At 64.6% G+C, this 26,186-nt stretch carries 26 protein-coding genes; 4 read left to right on the top strand and 22 right to left on the bottom strand.

The window, feature by feature from the left end:
• Positions 1-85: 85 nt before the first annotated feature.
• From DFR67_RS03555 to DFR67_RS03500, 12 genes are all read right to left on the bottom strand, one after another.
• Positions 86-697, bottom strand: a complete 612-nt coding sequence (locus tag DFR67_RS03555) for a hypothetical protein (protein ID WP_110468053.1) — start codon at positions 695-697, stop codon at positions 86-88.
• Positions 698-1,693 carry a hypothetical protein gene (locus DFR67_RS03550; RefSeq protein ID WP_146240354.1) on the bottom strand — a complete coding sequence of 332 codons (996 nt, stop codon included), beginning with the start codon at positions 1,691-1,693 and terminating at the stop codon, positions 698-700.
• Positions 1,660-3,180: an MCE family protein gene (locus tag DFR67_RS03545; RefSeq protein WP_110468051.1), complete on the bottom strand. Its 1,521-nt coding sequence runs from the start codon at positions 3,178-3,180 to the stop codon at positions 1,660-1,662. Before DFR67_RS03545 ends, DFR67_RS03550 begins: the two co-directional genes overlap by 34 nt.
• Positions 3,177-4,448, bottom strand: coding sequence for an MCE family protein (locus DFR67_RS03540; protein ID WP_110468050.1), 1,272 nt, complete (start codon positions 4,446-4,448; stop codon positions 3,177-3,179). The genes DFR67_RS03545 and DFR67_RS03540 overlap by 4 nt, the downstream gene beginning before the upstream one ends.
• Positions 4,448-5,698 carry an MCE family protein gene (locus DFR67_RS03535; protein WP_245937700.1) on the bottom strand — a complete coding sequence of 417 codons (1,251 nt, stop codon included), beginning with the start codon at positions 5,696-5,698 and terminating at the stop codon, positions 4,448-4,450. The genes DFR67_RS03540 and DFR67_RS03535 overlap by 1 nt, the downstream gene beginning before the upstream one ends.
• Positions 5,699-5,712: 14 nt before the next feature.
• A complete protein-coding gene (locus tag DFR67_RS03530) occupies positions 5,713-6,906 on the bottom strand; it encodes an MCE family protein (RefSeq protein ID WP_110468048.1) in 1,194 nt (397 codons plus the stop codon).
• A complete protein-coding gene (locus DFR67_RS03525) occupies positions 6,906-7,967 on the bottom strand; it encodes an MCE family protein (protein ID WP_110468047.1) in 1,062 nt (353 codons plus the stop codon). The genes DFR67_RS03530 and DFR67_RS03525 overlap by 1 nt, the downstream gene beginning before the upstream one ends.
• Positions 7,968-8,005: 38 nt before the next feature.
• Positions 8,006-9,184, bottom strand: coding sequence for an MCE family protein (locus DFR67_RS03520; protein ID WP_110468046.1), 1,179 nt, complete (start codon positions 9,182-9,184; stop codon positions 8,006-8,008).
• A 4-nt stretch (positions 9,185-9,188) separates the two neighbouring features.
• On the bottom strand, positions 9,189-10,040 hold the full coding sequence (locus tag DFR67_RS03515) for an MlaE family ABC transporter permease (RefSeq protein ID WP_110468045.1): 852 nt from the start codon (positions 10,038-10,040) through the stop codon (positions 9,189-9,191).
• Between the two features lie 4 nt (positions 10,041-10,044).
• Entirely contained in the window at positions 10,045-10,809 is a 765-nt protein-coding gene (locus tag DFR67_RS03510; RefSeq protein ID WP_110468044.1) for an MlaE family ABC transporter permease, read from the bottom strand.
• 270 nt (positions 10,810-11,079) lie between these two features.
• On the bottom strand, positions 11,080-11,985 hold the full coding sequence (locus DFR67_RS03505) for a 3-oxoacyl-ACP reductase (protein ID WP_425451240.1): 906 nt from the start codon (positions 11,983-11,985) through the stop codon (positions 11,080-11,082).
• Positions 11,986-12,143: 158 nt separating this feature from the next.
• Entirely contained in the window at positions 12,144-12,335 is a 192-nt protein-coding gene (locus DFR67_RS03500) for a ferredoxin (protein WP_084892462.1), read from the bottom strand.
• Between the two features lie 139 nt (positions 12,336-12,474).
• Here DFR67_RS03500 and DFR67_RS03495 point away from each other — a divergent pair, with 139 nt between their 5' ends.
• From DFR67_RS03495 to DFR67_RS03485, 3 genes are read left to right on the top strand one after another with little or no spacing between them, the layout of a single operon-like run.
• Entirely contained in the window at positions 12,475-13,662 is a 1,188-nt protein-coding gene (locus DFR67_RS03495) for an acyl-CoA dehydrogenase family protein (RefSeq protein ID WP_110468042.1), read from the top strand.
• 24 nt (positions 13,663-13,686) lie between these two features.
• Positions 13,687-14,823, top strand: a complete 1,137-nt coding sequence (locus tag DFR67_RS03490) for an acyl-CoA dehydrogenase family protein (protein WP_110468041.1) — start codon at positions 13,687-13,689, stop codon at positions 14,821-14,823.
• A gap of 2 nt (positions 14,824-14,825) precedes the next feature.
• On the top strand, positions 14,826-16,418 hold the full coding sequence (locus DFR67_RS03485) for a long-chain-fatty-acid--CoA ligase (RefSeq protein ID WP_110468040.1): 1,593 nt from the start codon (positions 14,826-14,828) through the stop codon (positions 16,416-16,418).
• A gap of 67 nt (positions 16,419-16,485) precedes the next feature.
• Here DFR67_RS03485 and DFR67_RS03480 read toward each other — a convergent pair whose 3' ends face one another.
• The 5 genes from DFR67_RS03480 to DFR67_RS03460 all read right to left on the bottom strand — a co-directional run bounded on the left by DFR67_RS03480 (position 16,486) and on the right by DFR67_RS03460 (position 21,459).
• Entirely contained in the window at positions 16,486-17,355 is an 870-nt protein-coding gene (locus DFR67_RS03480) for an SDR family oxidoreductase (protein ID WP_110468039.1), read from the bottom strand.
• Between the two features lie 7 nt (positions 17,356-17,362).
• Positions 17,363-18,157 carry an enoyl-CoA hydratase gene (locus DFR67_RS03475; RefSeq protein WP_110468038.1) on the bottom strand — a complete coding sequence of 265 codons (795 nt, stop codon included), beginning with the start codon at positions 18,155-18,157 and terminating at the stop codon, positions 17,363-17,365.
• A gap of 105 nt (positions 18,158-18,262) precedes the next feature.
• Positions 18,263-18,679: a DUF1810 domain-containing protein gene (locus tag DFR67_RS03470; protein ID WP_110468037.1), complete on the bottom strand. Its 417-nt coding sequence runs from the start codon at positions 18,677-18,679 to the stop codon at positions 18,263-18,265.
• 9 nt (positions 18,680-18,688) lie between these two features.
• Positions 18,689-19,816 (bottom strand): NAD(P)H-dependent flavin oxidoreductase, encoded by a 1,128-nt coding sequence (locus DFR67_RS03465; RefSeq protein WP_110468036.1) that lies wholly within the window; start codon positions 19,814-19,816, stop codon positions 18,689-18,691.
• Between the two features lie 5 nt (positions 19,817-19,821).
• Positions 19,822-21,459: an acyl-CoA synthetase gene (locus DFR67_RS03460; RefSeq protein WP_110468035.1), complete on the bottom strand. Its 1,638-nt coding sequence runs from the start codon at positions 21,457-21,459 to the stop codon at positions 19,822-19,824.
• A 104-nt stretch (positions 21,460-21,563) separates the two neighbouring features.
• On the opposite strand from DFR67_RS03460, the gene DFR67_RS03455 reads away from it, so the two are divergent.
• A complete protein-coding gene (locus tag DFR67_RS03455; protein ID WP_110468034.1) occupies positions 21,564-22,355 on the top strand; it encodes a crotonase/enoyl-CoA hydratase family protein in 792 nt (263 codons plus the stop codon).
• Here the strand turns inward: DFR67_RS03455 and DFR67_RS03450 are convergent, their stop codons facing one another.
• The 5 genes from DFR67_RS03450 to DFR67_RS03430 form a co-directional block, all read right to left on the bottom strand.
• The gene (locus DFR67_RS03450; protein WP_110468033.1) at positions 22,356-22,994 is read right to left on the bottom strand and encodes a TetR/AcrR family transcriptional regulator; all 639 of its coding nucleotides are present in this window, start codon (positions 22,992-22,994) and stop codon (positions 22,356-22,358) included.
• Positions 22,995-23,000: 6 nt separating this feature from the next.
• Positions 23,001-23,678: a TetR/AcrR family transcriptional regulator gene (locus DFR67_RS03445; RefSeq protein WP_110468032.1), complete on the bottom strand. Its 678-nt coding sequence runs from the start codon at positions 23,676-23,678 to the stop codon at positions 23,001-23,003.
• Positions 23,679-23,689: 11 nt separating this feature from the next.
• Positions 23,690-24,046, bottom strand: a complete 357-nt coding sequence (locus DFR67_RS03440; RefSeq protein WP_342766707.1) for a hypothetical protein — start codon at positions 24,044-24,046, stop codon at positions 23,690-23,692.
• Positions 24,047-24,112: 66 nt separating this feature from the next.
• Positions 24,113-25,477 carry an ABC1 kinase family protein gene (locus DFR67_RS03435; RefSeq protein ID WP_425451246.1) on the bottom strand — a complete coding sequence of 455 codons (1,365 nt, stop codon included), beginning with the start codon at positions 25,475-25,477 and terminating at the stop codon, positions 24,113-24,115.
• Positions 25,470-26,123 (bottom strand): TetR/AcrR family transcriptional regulator, encoded by a 654-nt coding sequence (locus DFR67_RS03430; protein ID WP_158539883.1) that lies wholly within the window; start codon positions 26,121-26,123, stop codon positions 25,470-25,472. Before DFR67_RS03430 ends, DFR67_RS03435 begins: the two co-directional genes overlap by 8 nt.
• Between the last annotated feature and the right edge of the window lie 63 nt (positions 26,124-26,186).

The following is a 26,186-nucleotide window of genomic DNA, read 5'->3' as shown; positions in this document are numbered from 1 at the left end:
CGGAGGAAATGCCAGATCCTCCGACACCAGTCAGGCCCTCCGGTTGCGAAACGGGAGGGCCTGACTCATGGCTGGGGTATCCGGCTCAGGGAGTTGGTACCGGCGCGGGTACCGGGGCCGACGACGCGGGCGCCGGCGCAGGTGCGGTGGACGCACCTGGTTTGTCTGCTTCTTCGGCGAGGCGGGCCTTCACCGAATCATCGGTCAGGATGTCGATGTTGGTGACCTTCCATTGGTCACCCGACCGCTCCATCGAGTACTGCAACCGGCTCGCATTGACCGACACCAGGTCCTTGCCGCCCTTGGTGACCGACTGGTTCATGAAGATGAGGAGCAGAGCCTTGTCGCGAGTTGAATTGACCACGCCTGCGTCCTGGATGGACACCTCCGACTTGACCTGTTGCTTCTGTACTTCTGCGACGAGATTCGATTCCTTGATGATCTCGTCGTACTGCTGCTCGGCCGGCCCTGCCAACGACTTTCGGGTGTCCGCCACATGCTGCTCGACGTTGTCGGGCTGATAGCCGAACATGATCGTGGCGGTCTGCTTCCCGGCATCGAGCGCCTCACCGCGGGCATCCTCTGCCAGCTTGGTGTCGCGGTAGTCGAGACCGACGATCGTCGTGATGACCGCTCCGGCCACCAGCAGCGCGACGGTCAGCAACGACACCGTCCATATCCAGAATCGACGCGACATCTAGGTCACCCACTCGACGTTGGTGAGTTTGAGTTCACCGTTGATCCGGGTGATCTCCAGCTTCCACCGGAAAACCTGGAGCACGGTTTGCTGCTCGGTGACGTTGGGCTGGTTCATCTCCCAGCTGAAGACCATGATGACCGTCGCCGAATCGGCATCGCTCGCGGTGACGGCTTCGGAAATCACCGCGCCCCTGGTCGAGACGTTCTCGGACTTGATCATGTTGACCGTCTGCTCCACCGACTGCCCGACCTGCTCCATCGCCTTGCCGCTGGTGTCGTCCTGGAACGACTTGATCGAGGCGTCGATGTTCTCCGGGTTGAGGGTGGTGAGGTTGGTGACCATCTGCCGCGCGAACGCTGAGTACTCGGCCCGCAGATCGTTGCGGTCGTCGATCTTGTTGGTGCCCAGGACAAAAAATGTCGAGGCGACGACCATGGCCGCGATGAGCGCGATAGCGGAGACCGCCGCGATGACCACTCCGAGTCCCCGCACACTCGCGCGCTTTTTGCCGGGGCCGGACTTGCCTCGGCGCAGCGAACCCCTGGTTCTGCGCGGCCTGCCGTCGGATTCACCCCGGCCGGCAGAGCGGCGTTCGCGGTACGAGACGCGGGATGCGACGACGGCGGTGTTCTCGACCGGTGGCGTCGAAACCGTCTCGCCGGCCTGGGTTGAGTCAGGCTTGCTCGAGTCCGGCTCGTCGGACTTGTTCAGGTCCACAGAGGGGGCGACGACTTCGGTCGCGGGCTCCGGCTTCGGTGTGAGCTTGCGCTTGCGGCCCAACGGTGCCGATTTGACCGGCTTTCCGGCAGTAGTCGACTTACCCCCGGGAGTCGACTTACCCCCGGGAGTCGACTTGCCGGTGGGACTCGACTTGCCGCCGGGAGTGGAGCGGGCGCGCTCGACGTCCTCGGGTGGGCCCGCCGGGCGACGTGCCCGACGACGCTTGGCCGAAGGGCGGGTCACCTCACGGTCCCCGTTATCAGGCTCTGCCATTGGCTGTTGTCTTCCTGCGGTTGTGCGCCGGCATCTGTGGATCCGGAACGCGTTGTACCGGCCCCACCACTCGTACCAGAAGTCGTCGCAGACCCTGTTCCTGCCGTCGCAGACCCTGTTCCAGCCGTCGCAGACCCTGTTCCTGCATTGTAGGTTTTGCCATCGGGTCCGATGTAGTCGCCGCTGACGGGATCGTAGGTGGTGGCGTACACCGATGGGCTGCCGTCGTCGGCGCCGGGATTTGCATTGGTCAAGAACCCCTGGGGCACATCGATTCCCGGAAGTCCCTGCGGCAGCGGAACGTTCTCACCGACCGGCACATAACCGGTCCTGCACTCTTCGGGAGTCGGGGCGCGACGGCCCGGGAGTTCCACGCACGGGAAGTTACGGGTGCCGCGGACACCGACATTGGAGTCCTGCGGCACGCGGCAGAGCATCCCGGGCGGCAGATCGCGAGGGGTCTGTGCCGATGCATTGCGGTCGGATGTCATCGGCAGATATCCGACGGTGCAGGTGCCCGGGTCCTGGAACCCGAGCGCAAAGTCCACGTTGGCACCGTTGCGGGCGTCTTCGGAGTTGAGCGCAGTGATCAGGGCGGCGATCAGCCGGGGGTAGATCACCACGATCTGTCGCAGATTCGGGTGGTAGATCGCCAGGGTCCGCGACACCGTGTTCAGATTCGAGAACAGCAGTGGCAGGGTCTGATTCATCGATGCGAACAGTTCCTGCGTCTGTTTCGCGACGCCGGGCCCCTTCTGCAGGATGTCCTTGAGCTGTGGATCGTTGGCCCGCAACTGATCGGTCACCTGAGCGAGATTCGCCGTCCAGGCCCGGATGTCGCCGACCGTCGCGGTCTGGGTCTCGAGCAACGGCGCGGCCTGCTCGATCAGCTTGACGATCGCGTCCGAGTTCTTGTTTGCGTCGCCGACGAGCAACGCCATCGAGTCGAGAAGCCGTTGCAGGTCTTCGCCGGTGCCGTTGAACGCGTTGAACGCCTCGTCCATGACCCGCCGAAGCTTGGTGTCCTGCACCTGCTCCAACAGGTTGTTGGTCTGATCGAGCAGGGTGCCCACCTCGACCGGAACCGTGCCGTTCTCGACCACGGCCCCGTCCTTGAGATTGCCCGTGGCCTCGGTCTCCGGGTCTGGCAGGAACTCGAGGTACTGCTCACCGACGGCAGAGACACTGTGTACCGAGGCGATCGAGTTGTTCGGGATCTTCGTGTCGGAGTTGATCGACAGCTTCGCGATCACGCCTTCTTCGGTCAACGTCACCGACTGCACCTTGCCGACATCCACGCCGCGGTAGCTGACGTTGCCGTTCTGGTAGAGCCCACCGGTGCTGGGCAGTTCGACCTCGACGTCGTATTCCCCGACGCCGACCATGCTGGGGACGCGAATGTAGAAGACGGCGACCGCGATCACCGCGATGACAGTGACGATCGAGAAGATGATCAGCTGCATCCGGACGAAAGGCGTGATCCTCATGGGCCCTCCTCCCCTGTCGGTTGCTCGCCCGCGGTGACGGGCGGCGGGTCGTCGGTGAGCGGTCCGGTGAAAGGGTTGTCGCCCCGCCCGGCCGCGCCGGCCGGCTTACCGAACATGCCTTCAGGACCGTAGAACTGACTGGCGACCCCGACGCTGGCGAGAGCGCCACGCTGCAGCCGCCCGAAGGTGAGGTCGAGGTTGATGACGGCGTTGAGGTAGTCACCGCGAACGACCTGCGGGATCGCCTGCTCCGCGAACGGGAAGGTCAGCAAGATGCCCAGGGACTGGGTCAGCGACGGCCCCGTGGACTGCAGTTGGTCGAGTACCGGGACGAGGTTGCTGGTGAGCACCTCGATGTCCTCGGAGTTCGCCTTCAAGATGTCGTCGGTGGTGCGGCTCATCCGGCTCAAGGCCCCCAGCGCGTCGGTGAAGTGCACCCGCTGGTCGACGAGCAGTTTGAGGATCTTGGGTCCGTCTGCCAGCGCCTTTTCTACGACGGGCGCCTGCTTGTTGATCGTCCCGGTCAGTCGGTCGAGCCCCTCCATCGCGCGGATGATGTTCTCGCGCTGGTCGTTCAGCTCACCGACAAGGGTGTTCAGACGCGGGATCAGGTCGCGCAGCAGATCCTGCCGTCCTGCGAGGGCCGCGTTCATCTCGTGGACGATGTCGCCCACCTGCGCGAGCCCGCCGCCGTTGAGTACGACCGACAGCGAACTCAGTACCTGCTCGGTGGTCGGGTAGGTACATGCCGCAACCTGCTGGGCCGAGTTGATGTCCGGGATGGGCTCGGTGTTGGTCGGCGGAGCGATGTTCTCCTGCTCGGGGCAGCTGGTCGCGGGGATCTGATCTCCCGGCGCCATCGTGCCCCGGTCCGCGTTCTCTGGCTGCACGATCTGCAGGTTCAGCGAGCCGAGCACACTGGTGAGCCCGACCATGACGTAGGAACCGACCGGAACCTGTGTGCCCTCGTTCAGGCGCAGGGTCAGCTCGGCCTGCCAGTTCTTGACCTCGATCTTGCCGACGCTGCCGACGGTGGCGTCGTTGATCAGAACCGGTGCGTTCTGAACCAGGTTGGCAGCGTTGGGGATCATGGCCATCAGCTCATAGGACCCGCTGCCGGTGCCCTCGGCACCCGGGACCGGAAGTGAGTTGAGCCCGTCGAAAGAACAACCGGTGACGACGAGGGCCGAACTGACCACCGCCGCGCCGATCACGTTGCGTAGAGCAGTTCTGCCCCTGGCGTTCTGTTTCGATGAGATGCCGCGCATCAGCCCTCACCCCCGAACGGCACCAACAGTTGCGCGAGCCCCGGGTTGTTGTACTTCTTGCGGGTCTCCGCGTCCTGATCGCGAATGCTCTGCTGTGCGCGGGCTTTCACGCTGGCGTTCTGATACTGGATCTGGTCCGGCCTGGCGTCGATGCCGGAGACCGGGTTGATCAGCACCGGCGGGTAGTTGACCGAGATGGACGCCAGCACCGGCGCGAGCACGTCGACGCATTTCTCGACGTCGGCCTCTTGGCCGGGACGATCGTTCGCCTGGATGGAGCCGCACAACAGGTTGATCAGGTTGCCGCCCATACCGAGTCCGAAGATGCCGGACAACGAGCCCTGGAGTGGGTTGTAGATGTTGTAGAAGTTCGACAACTGAGTCGGTCCGGAGTGGAGCAGTCCCCGGATCTCCTCGTCCTTCTGCGCAAGGACGTTGGTGGCGTCGCCGAGCCGGGCGATGGAGTCGCTGAGGGTGGCGCCGTTGGTCTCGATGAATGACTTCACATCGGTCAGTGCGGTGTCGAGGTTCACCAAGGCGCCGTTCAGGCTGTCGGTGTTGTCGGCCAGGACCTGGCTGACGGAGGCGATGCGGCCGTTGAACTGCACCAGCTGTTCCGAGCTCTGCGACAACGCCTCGGTGAGCGCCTGCAGGTTGCGGATGGAATTGAACAGGTCATCGCGACCATCCGCCAGAGTGCTCGTGACATCCGAGAGTTGTTGTAACGATTGGCGGATGGCGGTGCCGTTGCCGTTCAGGTTCTCGTCGGCGACGTCGACGAGGTTGGCAACGGAGCCGGGGTCGGCGCCGTCGGGGCCGACGGCCTCGGTGAGTTTGCTCAGCTCGGCCTTGACCTCGTCCCACTCGACCGGAACCGCGGTCCGCTCCATCGGGATGGAACCGCCGTCCTTCAGTGCGGGACCTCCCTCGAACACCGGCGTGAGCTGAACGAACCGGCCTGAGACCAGCGATTGCGCGACCACGACGGCCTCGGCATCGGCAGGGATCTCCTGATCGCGGTCGACCTTCAGTTCCACCTTCACGTCGCCGTCCCGCGGGGTGATCTTCCCGACCGTGCCCACGGTGACACCGAGGACCTTGACCGCGTCGCCCTCGTACATGGCGTTGACGGTGGCGAAATATGCGTTGTACGTCTTGTAGCTGACCTTCTGGTAACCGACGTACACGACCGCGAGTGCAACGACCACGGCAACGACGATTGCCGTCGACATCCAGAAACGCTTACTCATTCGTCCCATTCCCATCACCCGTTCGGACCCGGGTAGCGGGGTGCCGGGGCGGGCGCGATCGTCGAGTTCGGATCGTTGGCCGCATCGGGTCTGGTCGTGATCGCCGGCGGGATCGGGAACGCGAACTGGAACGCCCGGTACGCCTCAGGATACTTCTGCTGCATGATGTTCAGGAATACGTCGGTGTAGTCGCCGAAGGTGGCGATGCCGACCAGTGACGAGAAGTACGGGCCACTGGCCACCGCTTCACCGAGCGTGTTCGCATACGGCCCCAGTTCATCCAAGGTCTGACCCAGCGTCACCTGATTGTCCTGCAGGATCGCCAGCACTCCGTTCAGCTGCTCGAGCACCGGTTTGAGTTGTGCGTTGTTGTCGTTGATGAACCCACTGATCTGTGCCGTGACGTTCTCGGTGCCCGAGATCAGTTGGCCCAGCGCGTATCGACGGGCCTGCAATTCGCCGAGCAGAGAGTTCGCGTCGAGAAGCAGGGTGTTGATCTGGCCGCTGCGTTTGGCGATCACATCCGTGACACTGCTCGCCCGGCTCAGGAGTTGATCGAGCGACTCGTCCCGGTCGGCGATGGCCTTCGACAGGCGCGCGATGCCGTCGACGGCCGAGCGCACCGACGTAGGGGTGTCGGAGAACGTGTCGGACAACGTGTTCAACGCCTCGTTGAGCTGATCGGTGTCGGTCTCCTCGATCGTGTCGGTGGCGCCTTCGAGTGCATCGGTGAGCGAATACGGCGCCACCGTGTTCTGGCTGCCGATCTCGTCACCCGGCTTCAGCTCTCCGGTTCCACGCGGTATCAAGGTCAGGTTGCGGCGACCGAGGACGGTCTCGGTCTTGATGACAGCCTCGCTGTCACTGCCGACCCGGACCTTGTCGGCCATGTTGAAGGTCACCTTGGCCTTGGTGCCGTTGTCGGTTCCTGCCAGGGAAATCCCTTGAATGGTGCCGACATTCACTCCGGAGACCACCACGATGTCGCCGCTGGCCAGGCCGCCTGCATCATCGAAGTAGGCCGTATAGACACTGCCGTTCGACAGGAACGGCAGCTTGTCCATCTGCAGGGCGACGATGACGACCAAGGCGGCGATGACGACACCGATCAAACCCACGCGAGCACGATCGGGCTCGCCACGCTTCAGACGCCGGGCGTCGTCGGCCTCATCGGTCGCCGTACGTTGTCCCTTGAACAGTGCCGCCATCATATGGGGTCACACCTCCCGCCCGGATTCTGTTTGACACCGGTCGTGTCGATGTTGTTCCACACGATCTCCTGGCCGCCGGGGGCGGTGAAGATGATATTGACCTGGCAGAGCCAGATCTGCAGCCAGGCACCGTAACTGCCCAGATTCGACAGGGTCTTGAAGTCGCCGGGCAGTCGACTGATCAGGCCGCGGACGTAGTCCTCGCCTTTGAGCACCTCGCTCGAGACCTGACCGGTCGCGGTGATCATGGACTTCAGGTCCGCGCGGTTGGTGGCCAGCACGTCGTTCAGGTCATTGGTGACCTCAGAGGTGTTGGTGACCGCTTCTCCGATGACATCGCGCTGCGAGTCCAGACCCGAGATCAGCAACTGGAGCTGATTGAGCGAGCTGTCGAATCCGGCGTTGTCGGCGTCGATGATGCCGAGCGTGGTGTTGAGATTGTCGATCACCTGGCCGATCAGTTGATCGCGGTCGGCCAACGAGTCGGTGAAGGTCGCCGTGTTGCGCAGCAACTCGTTCAGCGCCGGCCCCTGACCCTGGAACACCTGCACCAGGGACGCCGACAACTCGTTCACCTCCGCCGGATCGAGGGTGCGGAACAGTGGCTTGAAACCACCCAGGAGTTTGTCGAGATCGAGCGCCGGCTCGGTCTGCGTGATCGGGATGGACCCGCCGTCGCCGATGAGGTCGGTGGGGTCACCGGTGCCCTCTTGCAACTCCAGGAAACGGTCGCCGGTCAGGTTCTCGTAACGGATGAGTGCACGCGCAGCTGTCGGAAGTCGGTACTTCTCGCTGACGTCGAACTCCACGACGGCCTCGTTGTCGGGGTTGAGGCCGACCGAGCCGACCTTGCCCACCTCGACGCCGGCGATACGCACCTTGCTGCCCGACTTCAGCTGCGACGCACTGGTGAATGTCGCCTTGTATCCGTACGTCGAACCGCTGCGGTACTGGCTGAACACCACCACGAGCGCCACGAAGATCAGCAGCATGACCACAGCGAACGTGCCCAGCTTGATGACGGTGGCGCGAAACGCGCGCTCCCTCGACACTGCCATCTCACACCTCCTTGTTCTGGTTACTGGTCACTGCGCGATCAGCCACGAGGGGCCGGCCCGAACATCACCTGGAAGAGCTTGGTGGGATCGGCTTTCGCGGTGGTCCTCGGCTGGTACGGGTAGGCAGCGTTGTCGCCGACATAGAAGTCGGTGTGAACGGCCGAATCCGGATCGCTCAGACCGTCCTGGCACGTCGGCGGACCGTCGACGTTCACACGCGGTAGGTCCTCGGGATACCGGTACGGTTCCTTACCCGGCAGCAGACCTGCGTTGAGGGCCACGTACCCGGTCTCGATACCGAAGACCGGCAACGCCTTCTGACCCGCGGCGGCAGTCGATTCGATGAAGCACGCAAGCCCCGGCGACTGATAGCCGAGCAGGCGAGCAGTCGGGTTCAGGTTCGCGAGGGTGGAGATGATGTTTGCCTTGGACGGCGCGATCACACCGTTGATGGTGTCTGCCATACCGGTGACGTTCATCAACAGCGCATCGAGATCGGAGGCATTGTCCACCAATGTGTTCCCCGTGAACGTGAAATTGTCGACGACCTTGAGCAGATCCGGCATCACATCGGCGTAGACGTTGGTGAACTCCGCGCCCGCCTCGATGTCGCGGCTCAGCGCGTCCAGGTGCGGGTTGGTCTTGCGCAACAGGTCTGACAGATCGGCGAAACCCTGCCCGATCTGCTCACCCCGCCCGGACAGCGCGGTGTCGATGGCTCCGATCGTGGCGTTCAGTTTTTCGGGCTGCACCTCGGCGAGCACGTCGACCAGCCGTCCGTAGATGGTGTTCAGTTCCACCACGACGTCTTCGGTCTCGATCGTCGAACCGCCCGAAAGCCGCGCCTGCGACGGATTCTCGGGCATCTCCAGGTTGACCGATTTCGCACCGAACACCGTGTTGGACTTGATGTCCGCACGCACGTTCGCCGGGATGTACTTCAGCTGATCGGGGTTCATGTCCAGTTTCAGCGTCACACCGTCGGTCGATTCGCTGATGTTGCCGACCCGGCCGACCACCACGCCGCGCAGGCGGACCTTGGCGTCGGGGTTCATCACCAGGCCGGCCCTGTCCGCGGTCAAGGTCACCGGAACCGTGGACTGGAAACTGCCGAGGAACTGCAACGCAGCCAGCGCGCATACCGCTACCAGGGAGGCCACCATGAAGGTGGCGGCCAATTTCTTGGCCCAACTGGGACGCTCGATTGTCTGTGCCATGGCCCTACCCCGAGAGGTTGAACTTTCCGTCGACGCCGTAGATCGCCAGCGATGTCAGCAGGGTGATCACGACGACGACAACGAGGGAGGCCCGCACCGCGTTACCGACCGCGATCCCGACCCCGACCGGACCGCCGGACGCGTTGAACCCGTAATAGGTGTGAATCATCATCACGGCCACCGCCATACAGATCGCCTGCACGAACGACCACAGGATGTCGGTGGAGATGAGGAACGTCGAGAAGTAGTGGTCGTAGACGCCCGAGGACTGGCCGTACAAGAAGACGGTCGCGAACCGACTCGCCAAGAACGAGGCGACCGACGCGAGTGAGTACAGCGGGATGATCGCGATGAGGCCGGCGACGATCCGGGTGCTGACCAGGTATGGGATGGATGCGATCGACATCGCCTCGAGGGCATCGATCTCTTCGCTGACCCGCATCGCGCCGAGCTGTGCCGTGGCACCGGCGCCGATCGTCGCCGCCAGTCCGATGCCGGCGATCACCGGCACCGCGATGCGCACGTTGATGAACGCCGAGAAGAACCCGGTCAGGGCCTCGACCCCGATGTTCGACAGCGAGCTGTATCCCTGGACGGCGATGGTGCCGCCGGTGAACAGGGTGAGGAACCCGACCACGACCACGGTGCCGCCGATGAGGGCGAGCGCACCCGAGCCCATCGAGATCTCGGCGATCAGTCGCAGGGTCTCTTTCTTGTACGCACGGAGCGCACGCGGGATGGCGACGAGACTGTCCCAGTAGAAGAAGGCTTGGTCGCCGATACGGTTCCAGCCGTTGCCGGCCCGTCTGAACGCCACACGTGTGGATCGTAGTCGGACCGTATGCGGAAGGATCATGGCTCTATCCCGCCGTCGCTTTGAGACCGACCGCGGTGACGACCACGTTCACGACGAACAGCGCCATGAAGGAGTAGACGACGGTCTCGTTGACGGCGTCGCCGACGCCCTTGGCGCCGCCGGCCACGTGCAGTCCGCGGTAGCAGCCGACGAGTCCGGCGGCCAGTCCGAACAGAGCGGCCTTGATCATCGAGATCATCAGCTCGGGGAACCCGGTCAACAGGGTCAGGTTGGCGATGAACGCGCCGGGGTTGACGTCTTGCAGATACACCGAGAAGACGAACCCACCGCCGATGCCGATGGTGCAGACCAGACTGTTGAGCAGAATCGCGACCATCGTCGAGGCGATCACGCGGGGCACGACCAGGCGATGAATGGGATCGATGCCCAGCACCTGCAGCGCGTCGATCTCCTCGCGGATGGTGCGGGCGCCGAGGTCGGCGCAGATCGCGGTCGCACCGGCACCTGCGACGATCAGCACGGTGACGATCGGTCCGATCTGCGTGATGGTGCCCAATGCCGCACCGGCGCCCGACAGATCCTGGGCGCCGAGTTCGCGGAGAAGGATGTTGAGGGTGAAGCTGACCAGCACCGTGAACGGGATGGCGACGAGGACCGTCGGCACCATCGACACCCGGGCGATCGCCCACGACTGTTCGATGGTTTCGCGCCACTGGAAGGGCGGCCTGAACAACTCCCGCGCGGTGCTCACGCTCATCGAGACGAAATCGCCAACACCTTCGAACGGGACTGCCAGTCTGCGGTTCACCAACTCTCCTTCAGCATGAGGCGTTCCCGGTTCGATCGAAGCCGCTCGATCATAACGTGTTCTAGTTCTGAAATCGACGATTATCGACACTTGCAAGCAGGAAAGTTCCGCCTTCCGACGACCACCCCGACGCCCGATAACTGAAACGTGTTCCACCACCCGAGATTCCTACCGAACCGGTGCTGCGAGCCAGCGGATGATCGCGAACTTATCACACGTCCAGTTCACATAATCTGCGATTCAACGCCACTCACCGCACCATAAGTAGACCTACGCAAAAAGGGCTTTACCTGCGGAAAAAGTCTGCTCGGGGTCGCGGCCCACGAAGTACTCGGAGAGCGTCTTCGTCAGGTCACTGCGGTCCCACGCGTCCTGCGAGGACACGAAGCTCTGCTCGACGGTCGGCGCCGCCATCAAGGTCACCTTCGGACCGTAGACAACGAACACCTGGCCGTTGACACCATCGGAATCGGGACCGGCCAAGAACTGCACCAGCGTGACGACATGGTCGGTCGACAACGGGTCCACGCTGCCGTCGGGCGCGTCTCCGAAAGTGCCCTCTGTCATCGCCGTGCGGGCGCGTGGGCAGATCGCATTCGAGCGCACCCCGTATGCCGCCAGCCCCCGCGCGGCCGTCAAGGTCAGCGACGTGATCCCGGCCTTCGCGGCGCCGTAATTGGCCTGCCCCACGGGCCCGGACAGGCCAGCCTCGCTCGAAGTGTTGATCAGCCGCCCGTACACCGGCGCCCCGGCCGCCTTCGACTGCGAGCGCCAGTAGGCACCGGCGTTGCGGCTCATCAGAAAGTGGCCGCGCAGGTGTACGCGGATGACGACATCCCAGTCGTCGTCGCTCATGTTGAAGAGCATCTTGTCGCGGACCAGGCCCGCGTTGTTCATCACCACGTCCAGTCCGCCGAGGTCCTCGGTCGCCACCCGCATGATCTCCGTCGTGGTCGCAGAGTCCGAGATGTCACCGGCCACCGGGACACCCACTCCGCCTACCGCCCTGATCTCGTCGAGGACGTCACTACGGTCGAGTGCCGAGGACAGGTCATTGACGACCACCGTCGCGCCGAGCGCACCGAGCCCGATCGCCTCGGCCCGGCCGAGTCCTGCGCCGGCACCCGTCACGACCGCGACCTTGCCGTTGAGATCCCCATTTGCTGACTGGCTCACCACTGTCCTCCATCAGGTACTCGCCGGGCGTTCGGGCTCGGAACCCCAGCGGCTGTGAACCAAATGTAGAACGTGTTCTCGGTTTGAGACAACTATCGGCGAAAATCGATCGCTGACCCCCAGCGCACAGCAGGCCGCACGCCGGGGTCGGGCGAAGTTCAATCTTCGATCGACAAGGCAGATTTGGGGCAGCTACCGACCACCTGGCGCATCTCCTCGCGGCGGTCCTCTGGAACGTCGGATTCCAAGATGACCAGGTAGTCGTCATCGTCGAGATCGAAAACATCAGGGGCCATGCCCACACACACCCCATTCGACTCGCAGAGATCGAAGTCAGCTTTGATCTTCATCGGTTCAGATTCCTTCCATCGCAGGACCAGGCGGCGTCGCATGTTGACGAGCAACCAACTAACAGGTTAGAACGTGTTATAGAACTGCGCGACCGGGTCCCCGGTCTTAGTCTCACGCGCGGAGAAAGCAGGAGCCCCGATGCGAATTGCTTACACCGACCAGCAACAGGAACTCCGGCGCGAGCTGCGGTCCTACTTCTCCCAGTTGATCACGCCTGAGCGTCGTCTGGCCCTGTCTTCGACAAGCGGTGAATTCGGTGAGGGAAACGTGTACCGCGAAGTCGTGGCCCAGATGGGTCGCGACGGTTGGCTGGCGCTGGGATGGCCGAAGGAATACGGCGGCCAGGACCGTTCGATGATGGACCAGTTGATCTTCACCGACGAGGCCGCCATCGCGGGCGCGCCGGTACCCTTCCTGACCATCAACTCCGTGGCTCCGACCATCATGCATTTCGGCACCGACGAGCAGAAGGCGAAGTATCTGCCTCCGATCGCATCGGGCGATGTCCATTTCTCGATCGGCTACTCCGAACCCGGCGCCGGCACCGACCTCGCCTCCCTGCGGACGACCGCGGTACGCGACGGCGACGATTTCGTGATCAACGGCCAGAAGATGTGGACCAGCCTCATCCAGTACGCCGACTACATCTGGCTGGCGGTCCGGACCGACCCGGAGGCGAAGAAGCACAAGGGCATCTCCATGCTCATCGTGCCCACCGACGCCGAGGGCTTCTCGTACACGCCCGTCCACACGATGTCCGGTGTCGACACCAGTGCCACGTACTACCAGGACGTCCGGGTTCCGGCGGATTCCCTGGTGGGCGAACTGAACGGCGGATGGCCGCTGGTGACCAACCAGCTCAACAATGAGCGGGTGTCGCTGTGTAGCGCGGCCCCCATCCAGACCGCTCTGCGCGAGACGATCGAGTGGGCGCAGAACACCAAAGACGCTCGCGGCAATCGCGTCATCGATTCCGAGTGGGTCCAGATGAACCTCGCCAAGGTTCACGCCAAGGCCGAGTTCCTCAAGCTGATCAACTGGAACATCGCCTCCGAAGCCACCGGTGGCGGGTCCCCGTCGCCCGCCGACGCCTCCGCCACCAAGGTCTTCGGGACCGAGTTCGCCACCGAGGCCTACCGCCTGCTGATGGAGGTGCTCGGGCCTGCCGCGACTCTGCGTCAGGGCAGTGCGGGCACCCACCTGCGCGGCCGGCTCGAACGGTTCCACCGCTCGTCTCTGATCCTCACCTTCGGTGGCGGCACCAACGAGATCCAGCGCGACATCATCGCCATGCTCGCCCTCGGCCAGCCACCCGCGCGGCGCTGAGAGACCAGGAAAAGGGAACACATCATGGATTTCCACCGCAGCGAACAGACCACCGATCTCGCCGGGCTCACCCGAGACATCGTCAAAAAGCTGGTCACCACCGACCGGTTGGTACAGCTGGAGCAGACCGGCGATGCGCCAGGCGCGAACCAGGGCGCCATCGATCCCACCCTGTGGTCGCAGTTGTCAGCGTCGGGTTTGCTCGGCCTCGAGGTCACCGAGGACAAGGGAGGCGCCGGCCTCTCTGTTCTCGAGAATGTAGCGGTCGCAGAGGAACTGGGCCGCGCCGTCGCACTCGTCCCGTTCGGGCCCGTCGCCTTCGCCGCCGCTCCGGCGATCGCGGAGTTCGGCACCGGGCCCGTGATCGAGCAATGGCTCGACCCCGTCATCTCGGGCAGCAAAGTGATCACCGTGGGCCTCGACGAAGACCTCAACGACGATCCGTTCGCCCCCGTGACCACCGCGACCCTCGAGGGCGGGGAATGGGTGCTCTCAGGTGCGAAGGTCAACGTGCCGTTCGGCGAGTTCGCCGACGCCGTCATCGTCACTGCGCAAGGACCCGAGGGAGTGCTGGCGCTGCTGGTCGGCACCTCCGATGCCGGGGTCACGATCACGCCCGCCCTGTCCACCGGCCAAGGACCTAGTGCCCTGGTGCAATTCGATGGCGCCCGGGTGCCCGCGGATCACGTGTTGGGCACCGACGGGGCCGCGGTCGTGGGATTCTTGCGGGACCGCATGACCCTTGCGTTGTGTGCCGAACAAACCGGGATCCTGGAGCGGGCCCTGGAACTCACGGCCGACTATGGACGCGAGCGCGAGCAGTTCGGCCGCGCGATCGGCTCGTTCCAAGCGGTCGCGCAACGGCTCGCCGATGCGTACATCGACGTCCGGGGACTCAAGCTCACCACCCTGCAGGCCGCCTGGCTGCTGTCGGAACACCTCGATGCGACCACAGAGCTCGCGACAGCGAAATTCTGGGCTGCCGACGCCGGACACCGGGTCGCTCACACCGCGGTGCACGTGCACGGCGGAGTCGGCATCGACGTCGACCATCCGGTGCACCGTTACTTCCTGCGGGCCAAACAGAACGAGTTCAACCTCGGATCAGCACCGACACAGCTGCGGCGGATCGGTGCGGCCCTGGCCGCCGAGCCGGCCTGACGGTGACAGCGCAATCACCGTCGAACTCGACCTCCGGCAGCCCCGCCACCGTCGGTGAGCTGCTGGAGCCATTGACCGAGGTCACCGAAGCGGGCCTGTACTTCCAGGACGAGTTCGTCTGCTGGCGCGACCATCTACAGCTCTCCGCGAGCCGTGCGGCGGCGATCGACGAACTCATCGATCCGAAGCGGCCGCGGCACATGGCACTGCTGCTCGACAACATCCCGGAGTTCAGTTACCTCCTCGGTGCGGCGGTGCTCGGCGAACTCGTGGTGGTCGGCCTCAACCCGACCCGCCGGGGTGCGGCGCTGGCAGGCGACATCCGGACCGCTGATTGCCAGATCGTCCTGGTCGAAGACGCCACCGCCCATCTACTCGACGACGTGGACCTGACCGGTGTCACGGTCCTGAACGTCGACCGGCCGCAATGGTCGGACTTGCTGGCGGATTACGCCGATGCCAGGCCGCACTTCTCGGAGATCGATCCAGAGGCCCTGCTGATGCTCATCTTCACCTCGGGTACCAGCGGCGATCCGAAAGCCGTGCAGTGCAGTCACCGCAAGTTCGCGGCGAGCGGGGCGATGCTGGCGACGCGTTTCGGTTTGGGCCCCGACGACGTCGTCTACCTGTCGATGCCACTGTTCCATTCCAACGCGATCATCGCCGGCTGGATGGTCGCGGTGGCGGGCGGATCGTCCGTCGCATTGCGGCGCAGATTCTCTGCGAGTGCCTTCTTCGACGACATCCGACGCTACGGCGCCACCTACGCGAACTACGTCGGCAAACCCCTGTCCTATGTCCTGGCCACACCGCCGCGGCCTGACGACGCCGACAATCCCCTGCGCATCCTGTACGGCAATGAGGCCTCGGCCGCCGACATCGTCGCCGTGTCAGAGCGATTTGACGTCCGGGTGGTCGACGGCTTCGGCTCCACCGAAGGTGGCGTGGCCATCGCCCGCACTCCCGACACTCCCCCGGATGCGCTTGGCCCGCTGATGCCGCCGAACGAGATCCGCGACCCGTCCACCGGAAAGGTTTGCGCCACCGCACTGTTCGACGATCACGGCCGGCTTGTCAACGCGGACGAGGCAGTCGGAGAGATCGTCAACAGTTCCGGTGGCGGTCTGTTCACCGGCTATTACCGCAATCCCGAGGCCGATGCCGAACGGATGCGCGACGGGATCTACCACAGCGGCGACCTCGGGTACGTCGACGCCGACGGCTACGTGTATTTCGCCGGGCGACTGGGTGATTGGGTTCGGGTGGACGGGGAGAACATGGGCACCGGCCCCATCGAGCGGGTGTTGCTCCGCCATCCGGGCATCGCGATGGCCGCCGTCTACGGTGTGCGCGCCGACATCGGGGACGAACTCGCCGCCGCGCTGGTGGCCCCGAACCTCACCGCCGATGACCTGACCGAATTCCTGTCCGCACAGACCGACCTCGGACCCAAACAATGGCCGAGCCGGGTTCGGGTCGTCACCGACCTGCCCCGGACCGACACCTTCAAGATCCTCAAGCGCACCCTCGCGGCCGACGATGCACCCCCGACCTGGGTCCGCACCCCCCGAGCCCTGGAATACGTCGCCCCCTAGCCCCGATCTTGGTGGGTTCTGGCGGACATTTCCCCAGGTCGAGTTCGCCAGAACCCACCAAAATCGGTCAGCTGCGGGTGACCCGGTCGAGGTACTTGGCGCGCTGGTCGCGATCGAACTCCATGAACATGGTGTCGAAGCCCAAGCGCTTGCCGTAAAGATTCTTCAAGAAGCGTGGCGTGACCATCCAGCCGAGCGCCGCCATGCTCTGGCGTGGGATGACCACCCGGTCGCGGTTGGTCTCGATCGTCCGAACGATCTGCCGGGCGACGTCATCGGGCTCGATCGGCGGCATGATGGCAGTGGTCTGCAGTCCGTCGATGAGGCCGGTATTGGTGAAGTTCGGCATCACTGCGAGCACCCGGACGCCCCGCGGACTCAGCTCGCCGTCGAGAGCTTCGGAGAACGCGATGACACCGGCCTTGGCCGCGCTGTAGATGCTCAGCCCCGGAAGGGGCATCAGACCCGCCACCGACGACACGTTCACGATCTGCCCCGCTCCGCGCTCGACCATCCGGCGGGCCACGAGTTTGCTGCCCCGGACGACACCGAGCAGGTCGATCTCGAAGTTGCGGGTGATCACCGCATCCGGGAAGTCGAGAAACGGTCCGGTGGGCATGATCCCGGCGTTGTTGATCAGCACGTCGATGCGGCCGAACTCGGTGTCCACGCGGTCGAGGAACTGCGCGAACGACTCCTCGTTCGTGACATCGAGCGGATATCCCTCACATCCGAGATTGGCGGCGGCCTTCGCCACGACCTCGTCATCGATGTCACCGAGAACCACCGTTGCTCCCCGCTGCTGCAACAACTCCGCAGTGGCCAGCCCGATCCCGCGCCCTCCCCCGGTGATGACAACCACCTTGTCCCGCAACGTGATCGCCTGTCCCCTGCGCTTGCGCACCGACAACCGCACCGTGCCACCCGACCTGCTCATCGCATCCTCACTTCATCTGCTTGCGGCCACGGTCCATGACCTTCTCGCGCGCTGCTGCCACCTGTGCCGGGTCGAACGCCGCCATCCATGCCTCGGAATGCGCTGCTTCGGTGTCCAATTCAGGTCCGAGGCCGTGCTGTTGGGCTTCTCGGTAGGACGTCAGCAACGCTGCGACAGCGCGTTGATTGTTGCCCCCGATGTCCGCCGCCAGGGCCAGGGCACTCGGCAGCAGATCTGCGTGTCCGACGACCTCGGTGACCAGTCCGACGCGCAGCGCCGTCTCGGCGTCGACGAAGTTACCGCTCAGGCTCATCCTGCGGGCGAACCCCCAGCCGACGGCTGCCGGCAGGCGTCCGGTCAGGCCCCAGGCCGGCACCATCGCGACCCGGGCATGGGTGTCCGCGAAGCGGGCCTTGTCGGAGGCGATGAGGATGTCGCAGGCCAGAGCCAGTTCGAGTCCTCCGGTGACCGTCGCGCCATTGACAGCACCGATGACAGGCTTCGAGAGCGGCACCCAGGGAAAGCCGGTGGGCACGCCGGGCACGTTGACCTCGTCCCAGCCACCATCGGTGCCCAGCATCCTCAGGTCGACGCCCGCACAGAACGCGGGGTCTGCACCGGTCAGGACCACCGCGCCGACGCTGTCGTCGGCGTCCGCGGCGGCCAGCGCCTGCCGCAGTTGAACGATCAGGGTGCCGGTCAACGCGTTCCGCGCTTCCGGACGATTGAGGGTGATCACCGCCGTGGCACCCGTCTCGGTCGGGATCCGCTCGGATAGCACCAGATCAACGCTCTCGGACATGGGTCGTACCTCCTGCTGCGCTGAAAAAAGCCGACGGCTGCGACCATATCTGATCACAACCGTCAGCAGACGCGCCGACCCAGGCCCACGAGTTCGGAGTACCCCTCAGCCGAGCAGTTCGAGGGTCCGGGCGTCGCCCTCGCCGCCGAAGAACTTGTGGAGCACCGCATCGAACACACCACCATCCGCAGCGACAGCGGCGAAGAGCGTCATCGACGATCGCAATTTGAGGTTGTCCGGATAACCGAAGATCTCCTCGATTGAGGACCCTTCGATATCGAGGACGAGCCGCGCGCACTCCCGGAGCCGGGCACCGAGCACGTCGTCCGCCAGGTAGTCGCGGGCCTCGTCGATGCCCGTGATCGCATACCGCTTCGCAGTCCCACTGTGGGCGAGGCCGTCCAGCTGCGGAAAAACGAACCACATCCAGTGTGAACGCTTACGTCCGGCGCGCAGTTCGGCGGTGACGTCGTCGTACACCGCCGCCTGCGCGTCGTGAAATCGCTTCAGGTCACTCGCCATACCGCGAGGCTAGCGGGCCTTTTGCATCCGCTCCACCGCGACGTCGTATTCGCTGACGAGATCTTTGATGAGATCGTCGGTCGGGGTGATGGCGTCCATCCGGCCGACGATCTGGCCCGCGGGCATGGCGACCACACCGGGGTCGTCGGCGGCGGAGATCCGGGCGTGCGCCTCGGCGACCAGGATGTTCTGCAGCGGCATCGGCAACGGCTCCGGAGCGCCCGCGGCGTCCCACGCATCGGTCCACTTGGTCTTGAGCAGGCGGGCCGGCTTGCCGGAGTAGATCCGCCGGCGCACCGTGTCCCGCGACGTCGCGTTCAGGATGGCCTGCTGGATGACCGAAGGACCGACGCCCCGCACCCCTAGCTGGTACTCGGCGGCCGTCAGCCAGTACGTACCCATCCAGACACCCGTCGCGCCCAGTGCCAGCGCGGCAGCGATCTGACGACCGCTGCCGACCCCTCCAGCTGCCAGCACGTGCGCCGCATCTCCCACGGCGTCGACGATCTCGGGCCACAGGATCATGGACGTCACCTCCCCGGTGTGTCCTCCTGCCTCGTACCCCTGGGCGATGACCAGGTCGACCCCGGCAGCCACGTGCCGAAGCGCGTGTTCTTTGGCGCCGGCCAGCGCAGCGACCTTGATGCCATGCGCGTGCACGTTTGCGATCACGTCGTCCGGCGGCGACCCCAACGCGTTGGCGATCAGTTTGATCTGGCCGTACTTGTCGGCGTGGGTCATCGCGACGTCGACGTGGGAGCGGGCCACCGAGTGCAGCCAACCGAGAACACCGGCGTTCACGCGGTCGCCGTCGGGTAGTCGCGGGACGCCGAGATCGTCGAGAGTGCGCTCGACAAAGGCGCGGTGCTCCGGAGGGATCATCGAGTCCAGATCGAGCTGCGATCCCTCCGTCGGGATCTTCGCCGGCATCACGATGTCGACGCCGAACGGTTTGCCGTCGGTGTTCTCGCGCATCCAGTCCAGGGTGGCGTCGAGTTCGTCGGCCTCGTTGAAGCGGACGCAGCCGAGCACTCCGAGTCCACCTGCCCGGCTGATCGCCGCGGCGACGTGCTCGGACGGCGTGAAGCCGAAGATGGGATATTCGATTCCGAACTCATCGGACAGAGAGGTACGCACTGTGATCAGGCCTTTCGTGACGCGATTGTGAGAGTTTCATCGGCAGGCCGTGATTCGGCGATCTCCACACCCCAACGATAGTTGGGTTTGCCGGCCGGCGATCGCTTGATCTCGTCGACGAACCAGACCGAGCGCGGACATTTGTATCCGGCGATGTCCTGGCGGGCAACGGCATTGATCTCGTCGAGGGTGGGACGCAGGCCGTCGCGGGTGGCGATGACCGCGGCCACGCGCTGACCGTAGCGCTCGTCCGGGACACCGACGACGACGGTGTCGAAGACGTCGGGGTGGGCCTTGAGCGCCGACTCGACCTCTTCCGGGTGGATCTTCTCGCCACCGGAATTGATGCTGACCGAACCGCGGCCGAGCATCGTCACGGTGCCGTCGTCCTCGACGCGGGCCTGATCGCCCGGGATGGAGTACCGAACCCCGTTGAACGTCTTGAACGTCTTGTCGGTCTTGACCGGGTCGTTGTAATAGCGCAGCGGGATGTGGCCGGTGCGGGCCAAGATCCCGACCTCGCCCTTTCCGGGGGTGATGATCGAGCCGTCTTCGCGCAGCACCACTGTCGACAGATCCGCCTTGACCCGGGGGCCGCCGCCGCTGTGCGAGGTCTCTTTCGAGATGACACCCATCCCCGAGAAGCCGGTCTCCGAGGAGCCGATGGCATCGATGATGATCGCGTTGGGGAACTTCTCGATGAACTGGTCCTTCACCGATGCCGAGAACAGCGCCGCGGACGAGGCCACCGAGACCACCGAGCTGATGTCGTAGTCCTTCTCCTCGAGCGCGTCGATCATCGGGCGGCCCATCGCGTCGCCGGTGATGAAGATGACGTTCACCTTGTGCCGCTCGACGATCTCCCAGGTCTGGTGGGCGCCGAACTCGGGGTACACGATGGCCTTGCCCCCCTGGAACAGGGCCTGGAACACCGCCCACTGGGAGCCGCCATGGATGAAGGGCGGGATCGGGAAACGCACCAGCTGTCCGCCGTCGGCGCCGGTCTTCGCGAAATGCCACTCGTCGGTGACGGGGTCGCCGGTGTACCAGTCGATGCCGCCACCGAGGACCCGGAAGACATCTTCTTGCCGCCACACAACACCTTTGGGGTTGCCCGTCGTGCCACCGGTGTAGAGCATGTACACGTCGTCGTTCGATCGTGGCCCGAAGTCGCGCTCCTTGCCCCCCTCGGCGATCGCCTGCTCGTACGCCAGCCCGTCGACAACCGAGGTGTCGAGATCGGAACCGTCTTCGACCACGATCACCGATGTCAGCTTCGGCGCTTTCGGTAACACGTTCGCGACCTTGTCGACGTACTGGCGCTCGACGATGAGCACCTTCATGTCGGAGTCGGTGAAGATGTGTTCGAGTTCGCTCTCGACGTACCGGAAGTTGACGTTGACCATCACCGCGCGCGCCTTGAAGATCGCAACCATCGACTCGACGGCTTCGATGTTGTTTCTGCTGTACAGCCCCACCGACTCGCCGGGCTCGACGCCGAGTCGCCGCAAGGTGTGCGCGAGGCCGTTGGCCCGCTGGTCGAGTTCGGTGTAGGTCTCGTGTCGGCCGTCGGTCTCGAGCGCGATCCGGTCGCCCATCAAGTCGACGGCGTGCTCGATGAGGTCGGCGATGTTGTATGCCATACCGTCAAAACTAGAACGTGTTACCGTTTGATGGCAAGGGCCTGCGAGATACCTACCCGCAGGCGCCACCGGTCGCCGAGTGCTGTCACAAATCAGGAGCAAACATGTCCGACGCGCCTCACTGTCTCGTCGAAAAGCGTGATCACACGCTGATCGTGACCATGAATCGCCCCGAAGCGCGGAACGCGCTGTCCGGCGAGATGCTCGGGATCATGAACACCGCATGGGATCAGGTCGACGCCGACAGCGACATCCGGGTCGCGATACTGACCGGCGCCGGCGGATATTTCTGCGCCGGAGCCGACCTGAAGAACATGAACAAGTCCGCCCCCGGCGACTCGTTCAAGAGCAAGGGTTTCGATCCCAGCATCCTCGACGCACTCCTCAAGGGGCGCCGACTGACCAAGCCGCTGATCGCGGCGGTCGAGGGCCCCGCGATCGCGGGCGGAACCGAGATCCTCCAGGGCACCGACATCAGGGTGGCCGGCGAGAGCGCGAAATTCGGTGTATCCGAGGCCAAGTGGGGCCTCTATCCGCTCGGCGGCAGCGCCGTTCGCCTCGTCCGGCAGATCCCGTACACCGTCGCTGCCGAGATCCTGCTGACCGGGCGGCACATCACCGCGACCGAAGCCCTCGACTACGGCCTGATAGGCCACGTCGTCCCCGACGGGACAGCGCTCGAGAAAGCCCTCGAGCTCGCCGCACAGATCTCGGCCAACGGGCCCGTCGCCGTGCAGGCGATCCTCAAGACGATCCGCGACACCGAGGGCATGCACGAGCGGGACGCCTTCAAGCTCGACGGAGATCTCGGCGCCAAGGTGTTCATGAGCAAAGACGCGAAGATCGGCCCGAAGGCGTTCGCCGAGAAGCAGACCCCGGTCTTCACGGGCGAATAGCTATCCGGCGTTGGTGCCGTAGCAGAGGAAGCCGACGACCGTCTGCACGGTCGAGTCCACGTCGATGAGCGCCGTGTTGTCCAGGATGAGTGGTAGCACCGCACCCATCAGGCACGACACCACGGCCTCACCGGCGAACTCGACGTTGATGTCCTCGCGCAGGTACCCGTCCTCGATGCCGTGCCGAATGTACTGACCACACAACTGCCCGAGTTGGCCGTAACTGCCGACCATGGTCGCCAGCGCGGCTTCATCGATCCCCGGAGCCTCCATAGCGAGGAACGTGAGCACATGCGGACGCTCGTTCCCGTACTCGACGAATCTGCGGACCAGCGTGCCGAGGGCGTCGACGAACTCGGATTCCGAACGTGGACGCGGCCGATGCAGCTCGGCCACCGAGACGAGTTCGGACAACTCCCGGGACAGCAGCGCGTCGAGGGCGTCCCGCTTGTTGTCGAAATAGTTGTAGAACGTGCCGTGGCTGCATCCGATGCGAGCGACGATCTCCGCCACCCCGACGTCTCCGTAGCCGTACTCGACAAACGTTTCCAGCGCGGCATCGAGCAGTTGGATCCGGCGTATCCTCGTCCGCTTGGTGTCGGATCGGCCTGCGCCTGATCCGACCAGGGGTTGTGCCATCAGCTTCTACGCCCCGCGCTTCATCAGCCCGTGGAACGCGATGTCGCTGGCGCCACCTACGAATTGCGCACGCTTGTCGGCGTCGTCGTCCGAGACGATCGATCTGACCAGACCGGGCATCGCCATCATCATCAGCAGGCGAGCGATGATCGGTTTCTGTTCGGCGGACAACTCCAGCCACCCCTTGTCGATCGCCCGGGTCAGGGACTGCGAGACCAGCGCATTGATCATCGCCTCGAGGCCGACCACGCGCGCCTTGAGCTCCTTGTCGATCGCGCTGGCCTGCACCCCGATCAACTTCAGCATCGCGGGCTCTGCGTCGATCATCGCGTAGAGTCGCTCGCTCACCACACCTATCTGCGTGACCATGTCCTGTGCGGAGTCCGGGTCGGCCGCAAGGAGCGCATTCGGGTCCACGGTCGCGAACGCTCGCTCGACCGCCCAGTCGAAGACTTGGTCGAGCAACTCACGCTTGCTGCTCACGTATCGGTACACGGTGCCCTGGCCGATCCCGGCCTGCTGCGCGATTTCCGCGATCGACGTCCCGTGATACCCGCGTTCGGTCAAGACCTCGAAGGCGGCTTCGATGATCTGGGTGCGACGTTGGTCGGCCAGACCTTCAACCTTGGGGCGTCCGCGGGGCCGGCGCGCGGGGGTTTGCCGCGCGGGTGTCTGCTCTGTCATCACACACGCGTTCAGGCCGAGGCGATCCGGCTACCCAGGAAACCGACGTAGCCGACCAGTCCCACCAGCCCGAACAGCCGAGTCGGGCGATTGGCAATTGCCAGCCCGATCACCGTTTCCGTCGCCCCGTTCGCATATATCCATTCCCGGGTGTTCTCGGGAAAAGCCGGTTTGGTGATGGATTCGAACAATTCCGGACGGACGAAATGCGCCACTCCGGTACCGGCAATTCCGAAACCGATGATCCTGGGGAGCACCGAATCGGCGGTTTTCACCGCGATCACCGTCGGATTTTTCGACGCCACACCTGCGACAACCTTTTCCACCGCAGCGACCTTCTTGCCACGCCGTTTACCCACCACTGTCATGCTCCACCTCTCGTCGCGGTCAACACTATCGAAGCATTTGCGGCACCGACGACCGACGGGCGGAGTTCATCCGGGATTCTTTCGGCGCCACTGGGCAATCGACTCACCCATCGGTGTGGCCGGCGGCGCCGTTTCGTAGATCCATTCGCGTGCGATCGACCCCCAGGGAGCGGTCGCCCCCAATTGTCCGAGCAGGGCGCACACGCTCATCTCGGTGCGGCGCGAGAATGCGTGTGTGTCGAGCAGATTCTGCTGACGAATCTGCCCGAAATGCCCCGACCCCGGCAGTACGGCGGACGCGAACACCCGCCGGGCGAGGTCGCTTGTCACCGTCACCGGCTCCGGATCGAGGTGCCACCCCGCCACACTCCGCATGTACTGGGCAGCGTCCTGGAGGGGCATCGCAGCCGGGTCGGCGATGAAGCCTGCGTCGACGATCATCTGGTAGACGTCTGCGTCGCGTCCCTCCACCAGCGCCCTGAAAGCGTTGCGCTGCAGTGACACATCATCCGGTGCCATCCTCAGATACAGGCCGAAGTCCAGGAACCCCAGCCTGCCGTCCGACATGACGAGGACATTGCCGGGGTGCGGATCGGCACAGAACTCACCGAGGTCGTAGACGCCGCCGCAGTAAAACCGGTACACGGCCTCACCGATCCGATCCCTGTCCGCGACCGGCAGGTCGACGGCCTCGGCGAAGGTGGTCCCGTCGAGATACTCGGTGACCAGCACGCGGTCGGTGGACACCTCGGCGATCGGCTCGGGTATCCGCCAGGCCGGATGGTCGCGGTAGAACTCGTACATCCGAACGTGATTGACGAGCTCGGTCCGATAGTCGAGCTCGGCGAGGACCCGCCTGCTCACCTCGGCGACGATCGGATCGAGGTCGACGCCCGGCAGCCTGCCGCGACCGAGCCGGATCACCAACGCCAGATTCTTCAGGTCGGCCCGGACCGCCGACCCGATGTCCGGGTACTGGATCTTGATCGCGACCTCACGGTGGCCGTCGAGCGTGCCCCGGTACACCTGTCCGATCGACGCGGCAGCGACCGGAGTGGGGGTCACTGAAAGCCTGGCCCGCGCGGATTTGTCCAACTGTGCGTCGAGAACGGACAGCATCACCGCGTCGTCGACAGCAGGCGCATTGTCGAACAGCGGAGCCAGCCGGGCCGCGAACGCCTCTCGGGTGGCCGGCGAGCTCAATCCGACATCGAACATCGAGAGCATCTGGCCGAGCTTGAGCGCGGCGCCCTTCATGCTTCCGATCACGGTCACCAACTCGTCGGCGAAACGCAGGATCGCCTCGTCGCGTTTGCGCGCGATCGCGTCCTCGCTGCGCAGTGGCGCGCTCAGCCTGGCCGCCGTCGACCTCGCCGCGTGCCCGGCGACCACCCGGCCCAGTTTCTGGCCACGACCCACCCGATCAGCCATCGGCCGGCTCGCGTCGCGCGGCGTCATCGATCAGGACCGCCAAGTTCGCAGGCCGGGCAGAGTCAGGCAAACCGAACAAGGCGCCGAGCAGCGCATGCTCGGCCATCTGGCGAAGATCGACGGCATCGACTCCGTCATCGGGATCGGCCAGCCAGGCATGGCATGCACTACGGATCATGACGAGCCAGCTGCGCACGGTGATCTGCAACAGCCGCGGGTGGGACGAACCGGGATCGAGAGCGTTCAAGATGCGTTCTTCCTGGACCCTGGTCGATTCTTCGATCAGCGCGAGTACCTCGGGATCCGAGCTGGCCGCCCCCTGGTAGATGGCTTGGGAACCGCGTCGATTGGCGAGGCAGTTGGCGAGATAGACATCGATGCCGTGCCGGAGTTGGTCGAGCACACCGAGCGCAGGATCGGGCGTCGAATCGGCCATCATCGCGCGCGTCTCGCGTCTGACGAGCTCGGCGAAGAACGCACGTTTGGTCGGGAAGTAGTGATACAGCAGGCCCCGCGAGACCCCCGCCAGCTCGGCGACCTGCTCGATGTGGACGTCGTCGTAGTGCTGGTCGGCAAAGAGTTGAGCGCCCAGATCCAGCAACTGTTTGCGGCGGTCCTCGGGAGAGCGACGAGTACGTGCGGCCACCCGGCCCACACTACTTGACACAGGTTCAATAGCGGCACACACTCGCTATTGAACCCATCTCCA

Origin of the sequence: Williamsia limnetica (genome assembly GCF_003217475.1) — a bacterium.
GTDB classification, from domain to species: Bacteria; Actinomycetota; Actinomycetes; order Mycobacteriales; family Mycobacteriaceae; genus Williamsia; species Williamsia limnetica.
The sequence above is the reverse complement of the archived record's forward strand: the minus strand, read 5'-3'. Positions and strand labels throughout refer to the sequence as shown.